Origin of the sequence: Rhizobium sp. BG4, assembly GCF_016864575.1 — a bacterium.
In the GTDB taxonomy this organism is placed as follows: domain Bacteria; phylum Pseudomonadota; class Alphaproteobacteria; order Rhizobiales; family Rhizobiaceae; genus Rhizobium.
The window spans coordinates 760,326-780,098 of the sequence record NZ_CP044127.1; the positions used below are offsets into that span (position 1 = coordinate 760,326).

Annotated in this window: 15 protein-coding genes; 8 read left to right on the top strand and 7 right to left on the bottom strand. The window is 58.2% G+C overall.

All coding sequences use genetic code 11. The features are described 5' to 3' along the window. Positions 1-88 precede the first annotated feature (88 nt). A complete protein-coding gene (locus F2982_RS31355; RefSeq protein WP_112717220.1) occupies positions 89-505 on the top strand; it encodes a hypothetical protein in 417 nt (138 codons plus the stop codon). 321 nt (positions 506-826) lie between these two features. On the opposite strand, the gene F2982_RS31360 is transcribed toward F2982_RS31355, so the two are convergent. The 4 genes from F2982_RS31360 to F2982_RS31375 form a co-directional block, all read right to left on the bottom strand. Next, positions 827-1,312, bottom strand: a complete 486-nt coding sequence (locus F2982_RS31360) for an invasion associated locus B family protein (protein WP_112717222.1) — start codon at positions 1,310-1,312, stop codon at positions 827-829. A 23-nt stretch (positions 1,313-1,335) separates the two neighbouring features. Next, positions 1,336-1,617, bottom strand: coding sequence for a hypothetical protein (locus F2982_RS31365; protein WP_246777706.1), 282 nt, complete (start codon positions 1,615-1,617; stop codon positions 1,336-1,338). A 1,392-nt stretch (positions 1,618-3,009) separates the two neighbouring features. Beyond that, positions 3,010-5,247, bottom strand: a complete 2,238-nt coding sequence (locus F2982_RS31370) for a cation:proton antiporter (RefSeq protein WP_246777707.1) — start codon at positions 5,245-5,247, stop codon at positions 3,010-3,012. A 290-nt stretch (positions 5,248-5,537) separates the two neighbouring features. After that, the gene (locus F2982_RS31375) at positions 5,538-5,861 is read right to left on the bottom strand and encodes a hypothetical protein (protein ID WP_203431380.1); all 324 of its coding nucleotides are present in this window, start codon (positions 5,859-5,861) and stop codon (positions 5,538-5,540) included. A gap of 746 nt (positions 5,862-6,607) precedes the next feature. On the opposite strand from F2982_RS31375, the gene F2982_RS31380 reads away from it, so the two are divergent. From F2982_RS31380 to F2982_RS31410, 7 genes are all read left to right on the top strand, one after another. Then, a complete protein-coding gene (locus F2982_RS31380) occupies positions 6,608-7,114 on the top strand; it encodes a helix-turn-helix transcriptional regulator (RefSeq protein WP_203431381.1) in 507 nt (168 codons plus the stop codon). A 187-nt stretch (positions 7,115-7,301) separates the two neighbouring features. Further along, the gene (locus F2982_RS31385; RefSeq protein ID WP_203431382.1) at positions 7,302-8,960 is read left to right on the top strand and encodes an alpha-glucosidase; all 1,659 of its coding nucleotides are present in this window, start codon (positions 7,302-7,304) and stop codon (positions 8,958-8,960) included. Positions 8,961-9,050: 90 nt separating this feature from the next. Then, positions 9,051-10,952 carry a malto-oligosyltrehalose trehalohydrolase gene (gene treZ, locus F2982_RS31390; RefSeq protein ID WP_203431383.1) on the top strand — a complete coding sequence of 634 codons (1,902 nt, stop codon included), beginning with the start codon at positions 9,051-9,053 and terminating at the stop codon, positions 10,950-10,952. Between the two features lie 2,794 nt (positions 10,953-13,746). After that, on the top strand, positions 13,747-14,940 hold the full coding sequence (gene repA, locus F2982_RS31395) for a plasmid partitioning protein RepA (protein WP_112717235.1): 1,194 nt from the start codon (positions 13,747-13,749) through the stop codon (positions 14,938-14,940). Positions 14,941-14,944: 4 nt separating this feature from the next. After that, on the top strand, positions 14,945-15,946 hold the full coding sequence (gene repB / locus F2982_RS31400; protein WP_203431384.1) for a plasmid partitioning protein RepB: 1,002 nt from the start codon (positions 14,945-14,947) through the stop codon (positions 15,944-15,946). A gap of 154 nt (positions 15,947-16,100) precedes the next feature. After that, positions 16,101-17,318: a plasmid replication protein RepC gene (repC, locus tag F2982_RS31405; RefSeq protein ID WP_203431385.1), complete on the top strand. Its 1,218-nt coding sequence runs from the start codon at positions 16,101-16,103 to the stop codon at positions 17,316-17,318. Positions 17,319-18,022: 704 nt separating this feature from the next. Then, positions 18,023-18,277, top strand: a complete 255-nt coding sequence (locus F2982_RS31410) for a DUF2934 domain-containing protein (RefSeq protein WP_203431386.1) — start codon at positions 18,023-18,025, stop codon at positions 18,275-18,277. A gap of 57 nt (positions 18,278-18,334) precedes the next feature. Here F2982_RS31410 and F2982_RS31415 read toward each other — a convergent pair whose 3' ends face one another. The 3 genes from F2982_RS31415 to F2982_RS31425 all read right to left on the bottom strand — a co-directional run bounded on the left by F2982_RS31415 (position 18,335) and on the right by F2982_RS31425 (position 19,265). After that, the gene (locus tag F2982_RS31415; RefSeq protein ID WP_203431387.1) at positions 18,335-18,709 is read right to left on the bottom strand and encodes a GFA family protein; all 375 of its coding nucleotides are present in this window, start codon (positions 18,707-18,709) and stop codon (positions 18,335-18,337) included. After that, positions 18,706-18,966 (bottom strand): DUF2188 domain-containing protein, encoded by a 261-nt coding sequence (locus F2982_RS31420; protein WP_112717245.1) that lies wholly within the window; start codon positions 18,964-18,966, stop codon positions 18,706-18,708. Before F2982_RS31420 ends, F2982_RS31415 begins: the two co-directional genes overlap by 4 nt. 74 nt (positions 18,967-19,040) lie before the next feature. Then, positions 19,041-19,265, bottom strand: coding sequence for a hypothetical protein (locus F2982_RS31425; protein WP_203431388.1), 225 nt, complete (start codon positions 19,263-19,265; stop codon positions 19,041-19,043). Between the last annotated feature and the right edge of the window lie 508 nt (positions 19,266-19,773).

A 19,773-nucleotide genomic window follows, 5' to 3' on the forward strand; every position in this document is an offset into this window, starting at 1 on the left:
CCGGCGTCACCGTTTTTTGATCATTGCGTGATTGACCTCCGCTCTCAATTTTGTATCATGACATGATATAAAATGGAGGAGAACAGCTATGGAAAATGGCGACAGTGGCTGGTCGCGATACCGGCCTTCCAAGACCCTTTGGGGTTGGTCGATCGTCGGCGCCTCGGCATTGACGATGGTGCTCGGCTTCACCTGGGGCGGCTGGACGACATCAGGCAGGGCGAACGTCATGACCGAGATTGCCGTCCGTAACGCCAAGGCGGATCTGGTCGCAAGCATTTGCGTTCATAACTTTGTTACCGCGAACGACGCCGAGCACAATCTCAAAGCGCTGCAGGCAAAGTCCTCATGGCAGCGCGACGACTTCATCACCGAAGGTGGGTGGGCGAAGATCGCGGGGATCGACGGAACCGTCACGAACGCGGCCGACGCCTGCGCCGACCAGCTCGTAAAAATGAAGGAACTGCCGCGATCGGGAGGAGACGCGCCAGTCACCGACAGCTAGAGTTCAGGTCGGACGTGATGAGATGTCCGGTCCGCGCGTGGCCCGTCCGAAATGATTTCGGGCGGGCCACTTTTGAAAGTGGCGCCGACATTTTGGCGACTGTGGACCCTGAACAGTATCTTCAATGCGGATACGATGTGAGGATTTTGAGGTTACGCCACAGTGTCGGCCAACACGACGCAGAGCGCCTTGGCATAAGTTCGAAAGCTCGAAGCACGAATTGGACCGCTACTTTCGGGCAAAGGTAAACCGCCGTTGCGCCTCCCTGGCGAACTCGCGGCGCCCGCTTACACGTTCGTTTCGAATTGGTTAAGCCCGGCTTCACCTGCATCTCGCGACCCGCTCCAAAGCAGCCGTGATGCCTGACAGAGAATAATCGTAGCTAGTACGCGTTCCTCGTGCAGACGTCGCCTGCAAGGTCATGCGACTGCCGGAGCGAAGCGCGTTGATGAGTCCGGGTTCCTGCGCGGCGTCAGCGACCCAGGCGGTATTGTCCTTTACGAACATCTTGAACGTCTTCTCGCCAACGGAAACCCGTACCGAACCGGGCTGCACTGCGTAGCCGAGGACGGCCTCTGGCTCGTTGCTGCCGCCGTTTTCCGCTGGCGCGACCAGGAAGTAGTTCTTCCCGTGATCGACCTCCGAGGGTCTGGCTTCCTTGGGCACCGAAAGCGCGTAGCAAACAAGCTTTCCATCTCTTTCGAAGGAGTAGACGCCCCAGTCGCCGGTCTGAGAGACCATTCTGGCCGCAGCGTGGGCGGACAGAGGGATCGAGATTGCGACAAAGAGGCCGGCGAGCTTCTTCATTGTTTTCCTTTCTTTACGTCGAATCAGGATCCGCGGCGAACCATCGGTGGCGGGTTGCCGGCGCGCTTTCCGCGCAGAAACCGGACCTCTTCAGAGATGACGGTCCCATCTAGGATAACCCCTTCCCAGATCCTGTTACCGAGCTGGCAGGTGACCACAAACCCGTCGCTCCCGACCGCGTCCGCTGTGGAAACTGAAACGAGGTTCTGCAGGCGATATCGCTTGAACTCCTTGGTGGAGAGGCCCAGGCGATCCGCCAGGATCTCGTCATTCGGCAGATGCCGGGGTTTGATTGGATCTGACACCTCGACGTCACGCTCCGGTCATAGCAATATCATGTCGTGATATAAATCAATGAGCGCCAGCGGTTCAACCCCTTTTTCAAGTGAACTTCGCAGGCGTGTCACATGTGGTCGTTACGCAATGAACCGCTGTGCTTTTCGTCTCCTGGCTCGCCGCTGTGTTCGCCGACATTCTCGTAGGGAACCGCGGTCCAAAGGATGCGCTGAGTGACGTGACCCAGCGCCATCTTTTCGGCCCCTGGACGCTGGTCGATCAGATACTCAATTCAATCCTCTCCCTGTTGATCGGCATCGAAGTTGCCGTGCTTCGCCTTCGACCCGGCTTAGCTTCCGGTCTCGCTCCTTGCGATCCCGGTTGCCGTCGGCGCGCGCTTCGTCGCCACTGCATCTGCCGTTGCGACAGTCAAGCGTCGGTATAGCTTCCAGCGTAGTACGACCGTGGTGCTGGCCTGCGATAGCCGGCGCGTGGGTATAACGATCGCGCTGGCGCTGTCGCTTCCAGACACCGAATGGAAGCCGCTCCTCCTCTCAACGACAGACTGCGTGGTCGTCTTCTCGATATTGGTTCAGGGGCTTACGCTGGGGCGTATGGCAAGCCACGCGCTGGAGCGGCATGCAGCAAGCGGCTAGGCGACTTTCGACCTCGTGATTGCAGCCTCAGGAGCGGCGATTGTCTCCAAAGCGCCCGCCTTGACAAGGCTCGCTAGGGACACTCCGGCATGGCGGTCCGCCCGAGGGAACTTGTGGACTCTTGACGGCCAAATCGATTATTGAAACCTTCGTTTGCCGGGCGCCGACGTGCCACGCAACGGTTAAGGGGACACCTGAAAAGTTGGCGGATATTAGAACTTGACCGATACTCGACCCTCGAATACATCACGACATGATATTTCTAGGGACTCAAGCGTGCAGAGAGATACCCGCATTGTTGTGGCGGCGGTCATCGGAAGCGTGCTGGTTTGTGGCATCTGCTTCGTCATTTGGATGTGGAACGAACCGTATCGTCCGAACTGGGACCTCCCGGCGGAGACGCGCTCGCGTGAATGAGCGACCGAACGCTGCGAATTTCGTCCGGTCAAACCTGGGCCTCTTGATCGATTGGCAGCAACCGCCGCCAAGACCATGAGGCCGGTGGCAACCAACGGATACATGACAAACAGCACGACCGGCACCGACATAAGGAAGTGCAAGGATAGGTCAAATGCCAAGGGCGCACCTCGGACCCATGCCGGTAAGGGCGATGCCACGCCACGGGATCAGGCCTGCGGAGAAGGAAATCATTAAGATCGGCTCAAGTTTCGGTCGAAGCGTCGGGTTTCCGCGACCCTTCTTACTTTTAGAACTATCGAATGACCTCGGCTGGCTTTTCTAAAACGCCAATGGAGCGCCCTTCCCTTATGTCTCTATGAATACAAAGGATCGATCGGCGGTCTCCAGCAAAGTGTCTGCTATTGTTCCGTAAGAAAGAATTGAGCCTGCACGCTTGCTTACCCCTAGAACAATTAGATTGAACCGGCCCTTTCTCGCATGAGCAAGGATCGCCAGCTCAGGGGAGGAACCATGCGAAACCACTTTCTCCACATCGACATCGTAGAAGCCCGCAATCTGATCGATGCGCTGGAAAGCAGAGTGGTGAATATTGCCGGTGTCGCTTACCCTGGACGGCGACGCCGCTTGCCCAGGCTCCTGGAAATAGACAGCGGATATCGCGGCACCACTCGCCTTTGCTATGACGCATGCGAACTCGGCAGACTTCATGGAGCGCTCTGTTCCGCTGACGGGAACAAGAATTCTGAGCTCGGTATCCTCCGCTGGAACTCTTCCTCTTGATGCGACGAGAGCGGTCGTACCTTCGAATGCTTCAATCATGGTCGAAAGATACTCGCTGTAGCCGCCACCTTCTGACGTCGTCGGCTCGATGCCGACGAACATCATGTCATGGCCCTTCTCTGCCGTGTCAGCGAGGACATCTTCCAACTTGCCATCCCGCTCTCTGATCGACACGTGGATGTCGGATCTGACCTCAGCTCCTTCTTCAGAGGCGGCTTCCACAGCGCCGCCGGCGATTTGGCGAACGCGATCGCTGACGAGTTTTGCGCGATCGCCAGCCTTCGACGATTGCTCTGCCTTGGCGGCGTCGGCATCTGGCGCATCGACCGCCAGAACGGTGACAGGCATATTCCTGACCGCCGCGAAATGCCCTGCCACCCGGGAAGCCAGATCGCTGCTGGATGACTCATCGGTGACAAGCAGAACGCGCTCGAAATCCGATAGGAAGCTGGTGTCTTCGAAAGATTCAAGCTCCAGCCGGTTTCTCTCGTCGTCCCGCATCGGCAGTCTCTTTAGCGCCCAGCGTAATGTCGGTGGCATGGCCATCGTTGTGACAACCGCCATGGCAACAATCACCGAGAACAACCGCTCGTCCAGCACGCCAACAGAAAGGCCAATCGAGGCGACGATCACCTCTGTCGATCCGCGTGCGTTCATGCCACATCCGAGTGCAATTGCCTCCGCGTTAGTGAAGCCGCTGACCTTAGCGCCCGCGAATGCACCCGCAAACTTCCCGACACTTGCGATGACGATCAGGCCGGCAGCGAGGAGAGCGATCGAGGGCTCTCCAAGCACGCTGAGATCCGTGCTGAGGCCCGTCAGTCCGAAGAAGACCGGCATGAACAGTGCCGTCGTCAACCCCCGTAACTGACCTTCGATCTGCTTGGTGAGGATAGGAGATTGCCCTACCAGAATGCCCGCGACAAACGCCCCGAGCACGGTGTGAACGCCTATGGCATTGGTGATGATCGCCATTGTGCCCATAATCGCAATAATGGCGCTTAAGACCGGCAGATCGCTTTTGAATTTGTCGTTCGTCCAGCGAATGATTTCAAAAACGATGCGTCGGCCGACTGTGAAGCTCAAAGCCATAAAAGCGACGGTACCGACCACACTCTTCGCCAATGTTGTGAGGTCAACGTGCCCGCTTTGCGCGATACTGAATGTCACTGCGATGATGACCCAACCAACCGTATCGTCGATGATGGCAGACGCCACGATCAGTTGGCCGACGTTGCGGCGCATGAAATCCATCTCTCGGACAACTGATGCAACGATCTTCACCGATGAGATAGACAAGGCAGTACCGAGAAACAGCGAGGTGACAAGACGCGCGTCAGGATCAGGGAGCAGCGTAGCTGGCACGAGCTCACCAAGAGCAAAGCCCAATGCGAACGGCAAAACGATGCCTGTGAGCGAGACGCCTGCAGCCGCGCGACGAAGCTTTAGGGCTAGGCCAAGGTCGGTTTCCATGCCCGCGAGCAGCAACAAAAATAGGATGCCAAGCTGGGCAACAGCATCAGCCATCGCCTTCTGCGCTTCACCATCCGGAAAGAGTGCCGTGTGTGCGCCCGGTGCAATCACCGCGAAGATGGAAGGACCAAGGAGAATTCCTCCGATGATCTGACCCATGATCGAGGGTTGCCCCAATCGCACCATCACCTCGCCCAGGAGTCTGCCGACCACGACGAGGATCATGATCTGAACCAAAAACAAGGCTTCGGACGCCCCGGTGCCGTTTCCTTCCGCCGCTGCCGCGGCGCCGCAAGATGACATGAAGCATAAGAAAGCGATCGGCCACACTGAACGTGAGGGCTTCCCAAAACTTATATTGCTGAATGTCAATTTGACGCCCCCGCACTCTCTTGCGGAGAAACGGTTCAATCGCGGTCCAGTTCCGCCAGGGGGCATCGAGCCAAGCAAGATTGCGCGTCGATGTTGAAACGAAGCGCGGATAGCGCCGGAGCAAGAGGTGTAAACGCGCCTCAACAAAACCGCCACAGATCCGCTTCCCGAACGACCTTCTTGACGATTGGAAATAGACCACTCAGCCTCATCCCATCGCGCGTTGGTTTTTGTCGAGGCCGTCCTGTTTAACGAGTGGACGGCCAGCGGGCGGTTCTAGCAAAGCCGCAGCGAGATTGAGGTCGGCACTTGAGCTGGCCGGGCCTAGCTTTTTCTCGTCGCAGGTCCGGATCACCGGAGAGATGATTGACGAGGAAGGACACGAACATCCTGACCTTGACGGCGATGTGACGATTGGCAGGATAGACTGCATGGACCAGCGTCGCGATGTCCCAGTCGCTCAGGACCGGAACGAGTTGCCCTGTCCGGATCGCCGGTCCAACGACCAAATGCTGACTGCAATGCGATGCCCATTGCGGAAAGTGCTGCAGCCAGCAAACTTCGTCCGTCATTGCACTCTAATAGCGGCACGACAGGGACGCGCCGTGCGGCCTCTGTGTCCACTGAGCGAGCGGAAATTCCGCCGCAGGTGCCATTCACCCCGGACGACCAGCAGAAGCTTGCGGCGCTCTGCAAGCGGAAAGGCATTGAATTCGTTGGTCCACCGATCGACTGCAGGAGCACTTCACCGACAGCGCGGCCAGACACCGATCTCAGAACCCGAAGTGGCGCTGAGGTACGGTGCTCGATCGACCTGCGGAACACCATGGCAAATCAAGGCGGATCGCACGAACAGCACGTAAGGGCTGCTCAGAGCAAGTCGAGTTCAAAGCAGGCTTCGACGACGAAGTCATCGCCTTCCGAAGGCAAATCGGCTGACAAGCAGGGTGGCTCGCATGAGCAACACGTCAAGCCGGGCCAGCAGAGCCACAAGAACAGCCATTAGGTTCCAGGCCCCCATCGCCGTGGGCCTGATGCGATTAAGACGCAGGCTTGCGGTTTTTCTGAACATCGAATGGCGATGAGCTGCGGTCGACCCAGACGGTACCGAATTCGAAACTGTCGAACTTGCCTTCGAAGAAGCAAGGGCGAGCGCTAGGGATCTGATGGCGGAGAAAATTCGCGGAGGCCAGAAGGTTAATGGCCATCGTATCGAAATTGCCGATGCTGACGGTATGGTCGTTGCCGCCTCGCCGGAGAGGTTTTACAAGTCGCTCCTACCAAGTACCGTCAACCACCCGAAGCAACCGGAGCGAAATTGACGAAAAGCAAACCGGAAGAATTTGACGCGGTCATTGGATCGCGGATGCGCGCGCAGCGACGGCGTCTAGGTCTGTCGCAGACGCAGCTCGGCAACTGCATTGGCATCACCTATCAGCAAATTCAAAAGTATGAGACGGGACGCAACAAACTGAGCCCGGTACGGCTCCTCCAGATCGCCAGGTGCCTAGCGGTGGCTCCCGAATGGCTTTTTGGCGATGCAATGTTCGTAGGCGCCCTCGGTGACGCATCAGTTTCACGGTTCTCCGACGCTTTTCATTCCTCAGAAGACTTGTTGTCTGCCTTCACCTCCATCGCCGACGCTTCACTTCGGTCACTCGTTATCGAGTTCGTGGAATATTTGACGCAGCGGCCGGAGCTCGCCTCGGGAGTTTTTCCAACTCGCGCTTGCGAGCTTCGCCTGCTGCTCGAAGAAACAGGGGGAGCTAAATCGCTGGGCCATGCCGACGTGGCCAACCGTGAGATCGCCGCCCGGCATCGTTAGAGACGTTCCTTTTTGACCGCAGATGCAAGGTGGGACCTTCGTCGGTTCTTGAGATAGACCCGTTTATGCGATCGCGCATAAAGAATGCTGGCGGCAAAGCGGTGGGCAAGGTTTTGCCGGAATAGCCGGAACCTTCTTCGCGTCTGATCTTTGTTCAGCAATCACTCTGACACCGCGGGGATCTTCCATGGCCGACGACAGCAAACGGACCGACAGGTGGTGGGAACGCAAGACAATCTACCAGATTTATCCACGCAGCTTTGCCGATAGCAATGGTGACGGCGTCGGCGATCTCGGCGGCATCATTTCCAAGCTCGAATATCTCAAGACACTGGGTATCGAGATCATATGGCTTTCCCCGATCTACACGTCGCCGATGGACGACAACGGCTATGACATCTCCAACTACACCGACATCGCCCCGGAATATGGCACGCTCGCAGATTTCGACCGTCTCGTCAGTGAGGCGCGGCGACGCGGCATCGGCATCGTACTGGATCTGGTCGTCAACCACACCTCTGATGAACACCCATGGTTTGTTGAAGCGAGAAAATCGGTCGATAATCGCTTCCGTGATTTCTACATCTGGAGAAAGCCCCGCCCCGATGGGACTGCCCCGAATTCCCTGACCTCGTCCTTTGGGGGCCCCGCCTGGACACTCGATCCCGCAACCGGCGAATACTATCTTCATCTCTTCTCACGGCGGCAGCCCGACCTGAACTGGGAAAATCCGCAAGTCCGTAACGAGATCTACAAGATGATGAACTGGTGGCTTGACCGCGGCATTGCGGGCTTCCGCATGGACGTCATCGATTATATCGGCAAGCAGGTGGATCGCGAAGTCATCACAGACGGACCGCATTTGCACACCTATCTGCAGGAAATGCGCCGCCAGACCTTTGCGGATCGCGATATATTGACTGTGGGCGAAGCATGGAGCGCAACACCCGGCTCCGCACTTCTTTACTCCGGCCGGAACCGCAATGAACTTTCGATGGTTTTCCAGTTCGAGCATGTGACGCAGCAATGGGATGAAGTCTACGGCAAGTGGCGCTCGCGGCCGTTCGATCTGATCAGGCTGAAATCCGTTTTGAACAAATGGCAATATGCGCTAGCCGACGACGGTTGGAATTCCCTTTTCTGGGGCAATCACGATCTGCCGCGGGCTGTGTCGAAGTATGGAGACGTCAAAGGCTATCCGGTCGAGTCGGCCAAGATGCTGGCAACGGTTCTGCATCTGATGAAAGGAACGCCCTTTATCTACCAGGGCGAGGAAATCGGCATGACCAACGTGCCGTTTTCCAAGATCGAGCAGTATCGGGACATCGAAACCCTCAACATGCACCGTCTGCACCTGGAAGCCGGCCTTTCGCCCGAAGACTTCATCAAGGGTGCCAACGAAAATGGCCGGGACAATGCCCGCACGCCGATGCAGTGGGCGCCTGAGGCCAATGCCGGCTTCACCACTGGCATCCCCTGGATTGAAATCAATGAGAACTACACGGTGATCAACGCGGAACAGGCTATTTCTGATGAACACTCCATCTGGAACCACTATCGCAAGCTGATCGCGCTTAGGAAAAACAGTCCCATCGTCGTACACGGGCGCTACCAGTCCTACTTGGACCATCACCCTGATGTATTCGTCTATTCGCGCAGGCTCGGCGACGAGTTCATGGTGGTGGTCGCCAGTTTTTCCGCCCGCATCATAACCGTCGAACTGCCGGAAGAGCTGCTCGTCTCCGGTCAATGCCTGATCAGCAATTATGCGCCCGTCACACGGTTAGCCGGTGTCGTCGAACTCCAGCCATATGAGGCTTTTGCCATTCTTGTCATGCGAACCTAGGCGAATGGAACAATGACCGGGCAACATGGTTACGACCAACGCCCGCGCATGGCTGTCTGATGCTCGTGGTCCATTGTTGGAGGGTGAAACATGAGCGCCAATCAAGACGTCTTGGCAGGTAACGAAAAGATCGGGGAAAACCGGCGATATCCGATCGGCGCTGAACCGATCGGCGCGTGCGTGTCCTTTCGCGTATGGGCACCGGCACAGGACAGCATGACAATTGTGCTTGACGAGGGACAGACGTTCGACATGCGTCGTCAGCATGACGGTTACTTCCAAATCGAAGTCGATAACCTCAGGCCGGGCGCCCTTTACCGCTTCAAGCTGGGAAGCTGTGACCAACTTGCCCCAGATCCGGCGTCGCGGTTTCAACCCGACGGGCCCACCGGTCCATCGATGGTCGTCGATCCGGGAGACTTTGACTGGCATGATCACGAATGGACGGGCCTCAGCCCAGGCGGTCAGGTGCTCTATGAAATGCATATTGGAACGTTCACGGCTGAGGGAAGCTATCGGGCAGCGGCCGAGAAGCTTCCCTTCCTCAAAGAACTCGGCATCACCTGCCTGGAGCTGATGCCGGTCAATGAATTTTGCGGATCGTTCGGATGGGGCTATGACGGCGTTCTGGCCTATGCCCCGACACGCCTATACGGATCGCCCGATGACTTGCGCTTCTTCGTCGAGACGGCCCACAAACACGGAATTGGGGTTATTCTGGATGTCGTCTATAACCATTTTGGTGCCGGCGACCGGTTTAAGGATTTTTCGCCGGACTACTTCACGGATCGCTACGCCAACGAGTGGGGCAGCTCGATCAATTTCGACGGTCCCAACAGTGCCGGTGCGCGCGAATATTTCGCGAAAAATGCTGCCTATTGGATCGATGAATTTCATTTCGATGGTTTGCGATTGGATGCGACACAGGCGCTCTTCGATGAAGGCGACGAGCATATATTGGAGGTGATTGCCCGGGAGGCGCGCCGAGCCGGCGAAGGCAAGTCGATATACCTCGTGGCGGAGAACGAGCCTCAGCAGACCCGTCTGGTGCGCAGCCTGGAACAGGGCGGTTACGGTCTCGATGCGCTTTGGAATGACGATTTCCACCACTCCGCGACCGTCGCGCTGACCGGACGCAATGAAGCCTATTACCACGACCATCTGGGCTGCGCACAAGAATTCGTTTCTGCTGCGAAGTACGGCTATCTCTTCCAGGGTCAACGATATGATTGGCAGGACGCGCCGCGAGGGCAGCCGGGCTTCGACCTGCGTCCCAGCGCTTTTGTCCATTTTCTGCAAAACCACGACCAGATCGCCAATTCCGGCGTGGGCCTCCGTATGGACAAGCTTGCGTCACCCGCAAGGGTCCGGGCGATGACGGCGCTGCTCCTTTTAGGTCCGCAGACGCCGATGCTGTTTCAGGGCCAGGAGTTCGGCTCCTCAAGTCCGTTCTTTTACTTCGCCGATCAGTCGGGCGAACTCGCGAACCTTGTGCGCAACGGGCGGATCGACTTCCTCAAACAGTTTCCGAGCTTGCAGGACGATAGCTTCGTCGAACGGATGCCCGATCCGGCTCAACCGAGCACTTTTGAACGCTCGAAACTCAACTGGTCGGAGACCGAAGCGAGCGGGCATGTCATAGCGTTGCACAGGGATCTCATTGCTCTGCGTCAGCAGACGCCAGCAATAGCCGGCAACGGCGACGTTGATGGAAGCGTTCTTGCTCAGTCGGCTTTCCAGTTGCGGTTTTTTTCCCCGGACCCGTTGGACGAGAGACTGCTGATCGTTAACTTGGGCCGGGATCTCCCGGTCATGAGCCGTGCAGATCCGCTTTTGGCGGCGCCTTCGGGAACACGATGGTCAGTGGAGTGGGCGAGCGAAGAGTTTGTCTACGGCGGATCCGGCAGAAGGCCGATCGACCTGCTGCATCGCTCGACCTTATGCGCAGACAGCGCCGTGTTGTTTCGCCCTGTCGCGGCGGCGCCACGATAAGACAGCCGACAGTACTATCAGCCGAGTGGCATGCCCCTCGCCGGAGGGAGCCCGCGAAAACCGCATGTGCGGGCGCCCCCTCCTCACCCTGTGACTGAAGTCTCGGCTGACGGCCCTACTTCGCCTCTGTCCACTCGATCGTCAGCGCACGGGCAAGCTCCGAGAGGGGGTGGAAAAAACCAGCCGGAACAGGGGAAGTTTGCATCACTCGCTTGCCACTATTTACCGTCCGGGGTCTTTTGCGAAAGTGCAATGTGCTCCGCATAATCCCCATCTGCTGTTCTCAGCTCACGCCTGCACGACCGCTGGATTTCGATCCTGCGCTGCCTAGATTATTCTACTGTTAACCATCTGAAGAAATGACATTATTTTCCGTGCCGGAAGCAATATCGGCCTTTTCTTCCGCTGCCCGTACAGCCTACGAAGCCACTATTTCCGGGCCCTGGAAGTCGATCGCTGGAGAGTACTGTGCATGGCATCCGGCGCACGTGGCCAACCAGTCTGGCACCTGGCAAACATACCCGTTGGCGACGGATTTATCAAGCCGAACCGCCTCTAACATAGGGCCAATGTTCGCAATTTCCGATCCACGCGTTGCCAAGGATAGCCCCCGACCCAATGGCGTCAGCAGAATTGCGGTGCCGGTCGCGAAAGATGGGCGACGTCTTCGGACGGCACGCAACGCGACTATGGCGACCTCGCCGCGGGCGTCTGCAATGAAGACCTGTGGAGGAATGGGTTCGAGATCCCGGGCAAAGTCCTAGCCCAAATTGGCTTTGCGCGCAGATCAACAGGGGGAAGCAACAGGGCCGGTGCCGGCCGGCGTTGCGATCAAGAAGGCAGATATTAGTGTCATCGACGAACCAAGGCGGAGGCCTTCCAAGCAGAAAATCGAGCGTCCGACAGATGTTTCCCGCGGGCAACCCGTGAGGCAGTGCCGCCAGGAGTTAAGTGACCTCGGAATTGTCAATGACAAGCGGCATGTCCTTGGCATTCGAACCGACCGGGCAGGGATAAGGGCGACGGGGCGGCCTGCCGGGCACCAGCAGATTGACGTGATGCTTCGGAGCAGCATGAATCAAGCCGCAGCCCCCCGTGCCGAGGCACCCCTTACGGGCCGTGGCGGGACGTTACGCGCGGGACCCTGCCTCAGCCCCCGCGCTGCACGCCGTGATCGCATCACGGATTGATGCGCCGCAGGATCTCCTATCGCGGCTTATTCCAAGGCCGGACGCCCCGCGCAGCAAATCCCCTCCCCTGAATGTTCGTCCAGCGCAGCTCGTCAACCCCGAGCGGGCATTGGCATCCGCCGGAAGGCTCTGGATCTGCTATCCAGCTGCGAGCATCGGTCTGGTCTGATGCGAACCGATCCTCGCGTCGATGCCAGGGGAGCCCCCTCGCCGGTCTCACGTCCCCTTTGTTTTCCGGCGCGACGCAGGAAAGTCGCAAAAGCTGCGTCGCGATCGTCAACGGCCTCTGGCGACGCGACTGAGACAGGAAGAAGCTTCGGCGCGCATGGCGATCGCAACTGGACCCTGACAAGCGCCGGCGCGAAGAGATCGCATCCTGAGTGGCGCCGATGTGTACGGCCTTTTGTGGGTGTCGCATCGGCAAGATGAGCGCAAGCATTGGGGCACCGGAGTTGTCCGCGGACAACTGTTGTGCTGCTTTACATCTTGGCGGGTGGGCATCGGCGCTGACGGTCCACCAGCGCTCGAAAGCGTGGGAACGAGTGAGCAATCTTCCCGACATGTCGGCTTCGCAAGGTGCCGGGACCGTTTCGAGCGTGACCTTCTTACAGCAAGCTCAGAGCGCTAGCCGAGGTTTGCCACAGGGGCGGGTTGGCCGGCTGGTAGAAAACAAGCCGCGCAATCACCTATCCGCCTCGATACAAAACTCCCAACGCGAACCGTCGTCTCATTAAGGTCGCGCGTTCGCAATCGCCTGACGCTGGGATGCGTCGCTCCCAATCCCTTGCTGGCGATTGACACGGACCGCTGCGGCATCCAGCGCGTGATGGAGATCGTTGGCGCGGCTTATCTTCACCATCTTTAGGTGGCTACCCCACGCAAGGCGCCGCCACCAACCATTGTCATACTGTCTGACTGGAAGCCCTTCTGGGACGCATCTCAAATTGGACTGCGCACCACAATCCGGAACATTGACGGAGCGGCGAGAGCGGTGCCCGTTTGAAGCTGTAAGGCTCCAGGTTCGAATGATGCGATGTGCTGTCGCCGCCTATCAATTTCGTGGGACAAGGCCGCGGGTGAGAGCCGCACCGCCGCGCCGACGTCGCGACGCACAGCACTCAGCGCCACACATCGGCCACGACAGGACCAACCCAATGCAGTTGAAAAGTTCCTGCCGACCGCCGGGCAGAACTGACTACAAGCTCAGCGGCAAAATCGTTGATCCTGACTGGCATGCTCGCCATGCCTGGCACCAGCGTTCGCCGCCCGTGTGGGACCGGCCCTTTCTGCAAGGCGACTGGACAGGGGTCTCGCGGCCCACCGCAACATTGATGAACGGGGTGCATCGCCGCTGGCGCCGGCTGGAACGGACCTGTCGCAGAGTTTCCGCTTCACGGGGGCCGCGGACAACCCGCCGAGTTGTCCGCGGACAACTCGCAAATCAGGGCGTGGCGAACACCGTTTCTTGGCCCGAAAGGCCCATCAAATCGGCTCTCCACAGGTCATGGTTAAGCGTTTGTAAATTGGTAACGAATCGGAGCATACTCTAACTGCGCAGTTTTCCACCCTATTCGAACATTTGCGCAGTTGATTGGAAAAACACTATGCAGCCGAGTCTCGCCCTTCAGGATGATCAAGAGCACCTCCCCTCGCTTCTGGCAACAGATGCGCAGGAACTCTCATACCAGCTTCAGCAGCACCAGGCGAAGATCTTTTCGCCGCTGGCACGCAAGACCCTGCGGACATTCTCGCCGGCCGAAGCGGCAAGCTTCATCGGCATCGGCGAGGGCTACCTGCGCCAGATTGCAGCCGAGGGCCACGGCCCCGATCCCCTGGCCAATGGCCGCCGCCTCTACAGCGCCGAGGACATGGATCGTATTCGCCATGCGCTCGACCAGCGCAACGGCAACACCAAATATATTCCTGCCCGCAAGGCCTCCGAAAAACTCCAGGTCGTTTCGGTCATGAACTTCAAGGGCGGATCGGGCAAGACAACCACCGCCGCGCATCTGGCGCAATATCTGGCACTGAGAGGTTACCGTGTTCTGGCGATCGACCTCGACCCGCAAGCGTCGATGTCGGCGCTGTTTGGTCATCAGCCTGAGTTGGATGTCGGCGAGGGGGAAACCCTCCATGGCGCTATCCGCTACGAGGATCCGCGGCCAATCGCCGAAATCGTGCGCGCGACCTATACGCCGAACCTCCATCTTATTCCGGGCAATCTCGAACTGATGGAATTCGAGCACGAGACGCCGCGCGCTATGGCATCGGGCAACGCCGAGACGATGTTCTTTGCCCGTATCGGCGAAGCACTGACGGACATCGAAAGCCACTATGATCTGGTGATTATCGATTGCCCGCCGCAACTCGGATTTTTGACGATGTCTGCCCTTTGCGCGGCGACATCGGTATTGATCACCGTTCACCCCCAGATGCTCGACGTCATGTCGATGTCGCAGTTCCTGACGATGACCAGCGAGTTGATGTCCGTGGTCGAAAGGGCAGGGGGCCGCACAAGCTACGACTGGATGCGGTATCTCGTGACCCGCTTCGAGCCCAATGATGGACCGCAGAGCCAGATGACCGGTTTCATGCGCGCGATCTTCGGCAATCGCATGCTTCACAATGCGATGCTCAAATCGACGGCTGTCTCCGATGCCGGCGTAACGAAGCAGACACTCTATGAGGTGGACCGCGCGCAATTTACCCGCGGGACCTACGATCGCGCACTGGATTCCCTCAATCTCGTCAATAGCGAAATCGAGGCCCACATCCGGTCGACCTGGGGAAGGAGGTAAGTGAATGTCGAGAAAGAACCTGCTTGAGATTTCGAGCCCGAACGGGGAACGCCCCGAACCGGCACCTCATCGTGACAGCCGGCCATTGGCCGGCCTTGCTCCGACGGTCCGCTCAGGCTCACCTGTCGGGGGCATTACAAAAACCCTCGGAAACATAACCGAGAAGATGGAGCGCGCCACCGACCTTGAAAGGCAGCTGGCACAGGGACAGACAATCGTCGAGATTGATCCGGCTCTCGTTGACGCCTCATTCGTTGCCGATCGACTTGAAATCGATCCCGTTGAACTTGCACAACTCGTCGAGCAGATTCGCGAACACGGGCAGCAGGTTCCGGTTCTGCTCAGGCCGCATCCCGGGGCCAGATCGAGATACCAGGTTGCCTATGGTCATCGTCGTTTGGCGGCAACGCGGATGCTCGGCATCAAGGTCCGTGCCGTCATTCGCGAACTGACCGACGAACAGCTGGTGGTCAGCCAAGGACAGGAAAACAGCGCCCGCACCAACCTGTCATTCATCGAGCGGGCATTGTTTGCTGCACGCCTGGAGGAACGCGGCTTCGGTCGCGACGTAATCATGGCGTCTCTCGGCGTCGACAAGGCTGCGCTGTCCAAGATGATGTCGGTCATTTCTCAGGTTCCGATGGCCGTCCTTACGGCAATCGGCGCTGCTCCAGATGTCGGCCGGCGACGCTGGGCAGAGCTGGCAGAAAGACTGACCCCAAGCAATTGCGAGACCATTGCGACCGAGTTGTCCGCGGACAACTGGCGTGCCTTGAGCAGTCCGGAACGGTTCCAAAGAGCTCTCGAAATTGCACAAAACAAGGAGCAGCGTACTGTTTCGGCCGCTACCAAGGCAGAAATTCCAGGCCTGCCCGTCACCCTGAAGACGTCAGCAAAGAGTGCCACCTTTGTCTTCAACAACAAGGCCGCACCTGGATTCGACCGATTTGTGCAGGAGAGGCTTTCGCAGCTCTTCGCCGAATACCAACAGCAACAAGGAGCGTAACGCGCAAAAGAAAAAGGCCCCCAAACGTCGCCGTCGTGGAAGCCCTTCTCGATCTTAAGCAAATCAAGAATCGCATTTCCCCGAATCACAGTCAAGAGTCTTGGCGCCATTTTGGTGAGCGGATTTCTTTTGCCTCAACGTAGGTGAAAGAAAAATGGATACGACATATGTGACGACGCCTGTTGGGCGGCGGCCGATGACGCTTGCCATGATGTTGGCACAGCACAAGGCCGGTACCTTGCCAAAGGACCACCGGCGCAACAAGTGGAAGCTCTTCAGATCGGTCTGCGAGGCACGCCGTGATCTCTGCGTGAGCGACCGGGCGCTGACGGTTCTTGATGCCTTGCTGACGTTTTTGCCTGATGATGACCTGTCCGGCAGTGCCTCCCTCGTTGTGTTTCCGTCGAATGTTCAGCTCTCAATCCGGGCCCGGGGCATGACGCCAGCGACCCTACGCCGGCATCTGGCTATGCTCGTTGACGCCGGATTGATTGCCCGCAAGGACAGTCCCAATGGAAAGCGCTATGCCCGGCGGGGAAAGGGTGGGGAAATCGATGAGGCCTTCGGGTTCAACCTGGCCCCGCTGCTTGCCCGCGCCGATGAGATCGAAGCTGTCGCCGAACGTCTGCGCCTCGAGCGGGAACACCTTCGCCTTGCCAAGGAACGTCTTTCAATCTGCCGCCGTGATATCGGCAAACTGATTGCTGCAGCTACGCTCGAGGAAGTCCCCGGTGACTGGACATCGCTTTTTGGGGCGTTCCGCCGCGTTGTCGATGGATTGCCTCGCCAGGCCACTCTCCTGGAGGTCGAAACTGCATTGCGTCAGCTCGAAGATATTCGCTCCGGTGTCGTCAACCAATTGGAAACTCATGTAAAAGCACAAAATACAGGCGCCAATGAATCGCAGGGTGAGCGCCACATACAGGATTCAGATCCAGAATCCCTTTTTGAAATTGAAGCCGCAAATCACCACGAAGAAATCCAGCAGTCAGGTCCGGAGACCTTCGTCACTCAGATGGGAGGCGGAGAATATACAACGTCAGCGGTCAATCTCGGCGCTGTCTTGAAGGCATGCCCGCAAGTGAACTCCTACGGCCCGAACGGAGCCGTCCGAAACTGGCAGGATCTCGCTGCTGCAACAGAGATCGTGCGCACCATGCTTGGCATCAGTCGTTCGGCCTATCAGGATGCGGTCCTCGCTATGGGTGCCGAAGGGGCGGCAATCGTCACGGCGTGCATTCTTGAAGGCGCAGAGCGGATAAACTCGCCGGGTGGATACCTGCGCAGCCTCACCCTTCGAGCGCGGCATCGCTCCTTCCAGCCAGGCCCCATGCTCCAGGCACTGTTGCGAGGTAGCCGTCAGAACAGTTGAAAGTCGCATGCAAACCGTAAGGCCCGATGATGAAAGCCCATGCAAACTAAAAAGCAGTCCTACACCTTGAGGAAAGGGATGACGGAAACTAAGATCCATTTCACTTCTTCTCACGCAAAGATATGTTTTGTTTTCAGAGGGCTACCCCTACACTGCAGATATTTCTGAAGCGTTCCTTAACCTGATAATCAACGCGATGATGCTTCCACGGGCCCAACGGCGCTAGGGCACGATTGCTGGCCACAAACGGGAATTTCAATCGACGCCGTTTTTGGGCGGTAATGAGGACGACCATGGAAAGACATCGGAGAGGCCGCGCCCAGGTAGCCGGCGGACAGGATCACGAAGCGCGCTACAACGCGAAGAGAAAAACGCCGTGAAGCTGTCTGTTGGTTGGACCGGCGATTCCCGTAGAAAAATCGATCCAACTCGGCAAGAAGGCGAGCTCAGAACGCGATCGGACTGATCGATCCGCTCGTTGGCGCGTTACTCTCCCGGAGAACGCAACCATGACGGACGGAATTAGCAAAAGCAGGAATGCCACGACGCGGCCAATCGGCTCGCTGCGAGCGAGTGTACGAATTCACCCGCCGTGAAGCGCTGGCCGAAGAGCGTCGACGGCGCCACGAGATGAGGGAACGTTCGAAAAGGCTCGCCTGAAGGCGCAGGAGCAGGCCGCCAATCATAAGCCACAGGAGGCAATCATGGACGACGACATTCGAAAGGACGCATACAAGCGGTGGGAGGACGAAGGTCGCCCTGAAGGCCAGCACGAGCGACATTGGCGCGAGGCCGAAGAGGCCCACCGGTCGAAATCGAGCGGGACACCACAGACGTGGTCTTCGGACCATGGTGGCGGGGTCGTACCGCCGGACGGAAGCGAGACTTCCTCGGACGCAATCCGTTCAAACGAGCCGGGAAGCTTCAAGCCGGGCGAACTCGCTTCCGAAAACAAGTGATCTTGTCCAGCAACTGGAAGCCACGATGATCGATCCTTGTCCTACGCACACTACCGGTTATGGTCGATCTTCGTCATATTGCTCTGCCCCCGCGATCGGCGCTAGCCAGGGTTCCCGGCGCTTTACCCAAAGTTCGTATGTAGGCCTTAGCGGCGTCGGCGCGTCGGACAGAACGCCGAGCTTGACCTCGGCCTCCCGTTCGTTGGCCGAGAACAGCCGCGACCCGCATTTTGGGCAAAATGATCGACCGCGAAACTCACGTGTTTCGCCTTTCAATTCGAACCCGCTCGCGGGCCAGACGCCGAAGAACGTGAACGCCGATCCGCTTTCTTGACGACAGTCGGTGCAATGACAGATGCCGGTGCGCAGGGGTTCGCCGCGCACAGCAACCTTCACATCGCCACAAGAGCAGGAACCGACCAGCGTTCTCATGCCGACTTCTCCGCTGCATCATCGACGACGTCGGTCTCCGGACGGTCTCCGCCAGATGCATGCTCGGTCTGCCAGCGTCCGTCCGCAAGCTGATATGAAATCTCGGCGTCGCGGCCTTCCAGGTGCTGTCGCTCTGCAGCAGATCTTGCCGCGGCAAGCGCCGCGTCATGGTCGGCAAAGGACTCGGACCACACCTCGCCTAGTCGATACGCGAAACCTCCGTCGTGCTCTGCGACATGATAGGTGATCTTGCTCATGTGTCATCCTCTTGAGACTATCAAAGAAAGCGCGCGGTTTGCTCAGCAGAACGAGCCTAGTCAGTTGGGCCGCCTTAGATCGGCGCAATCAAGGCTGCGGTGGCAGTTGCCAGGTCTTCGACGCTTTGCTTCTTCCCAAGGCAGCTTCGAAGGCCTCCATCAAATCGCGCTTCTGCACCTCGCGTCCGGAATTTTGGTGCACGTCCGATCCACTCTGTGCTCACTATGATGCAAGAAACGCGGCCGATAACCCCCAGTTCCGCTTCAGCCATATCGGCGATGAGCTTAATGCGAGCCATCGTCCGTTTTATCCTCCCAGGTCGTCCTCAGCGGCGTCTAAAGTGGCTCGGAGTCTGGTCGAGCACGACAGTTGGACGGCCTGATGACGTCAAGACAGCTCCTACTCGGGCAATCCCTCTACGAAAGCAAGGCCCCTCGCAGGTTCTCTCGTCGCGCGTATGGCTGACCGCCATTTTTATCCCGCATCCTGTCGGGTGGCACTGCCAATGGATGTTCCAATTTAGCGCGGGTGGAAACACTGGCGCTAATTTTTCGTCTTGATGGAACCTGACAAGGCCCAACTCGTTTGTGCCGTGAACGTCATCGCTTTGACCCAGCACGCACGTTCAAGGCTGACTGCAATTAGCCAAAAAGGCCACCGTCGCATCGCCCGCCACGGTGGCTTTTTTATACGTGAGAACTGCCCGGCGAGGGTTAGGTCAAACGAGCACCCCCACGCGATAACGGGGCTGCAATCGCCACGTCGCAAACTTAGGTGAGGTCATCGCCGGACTGCAGGGAAAAAAC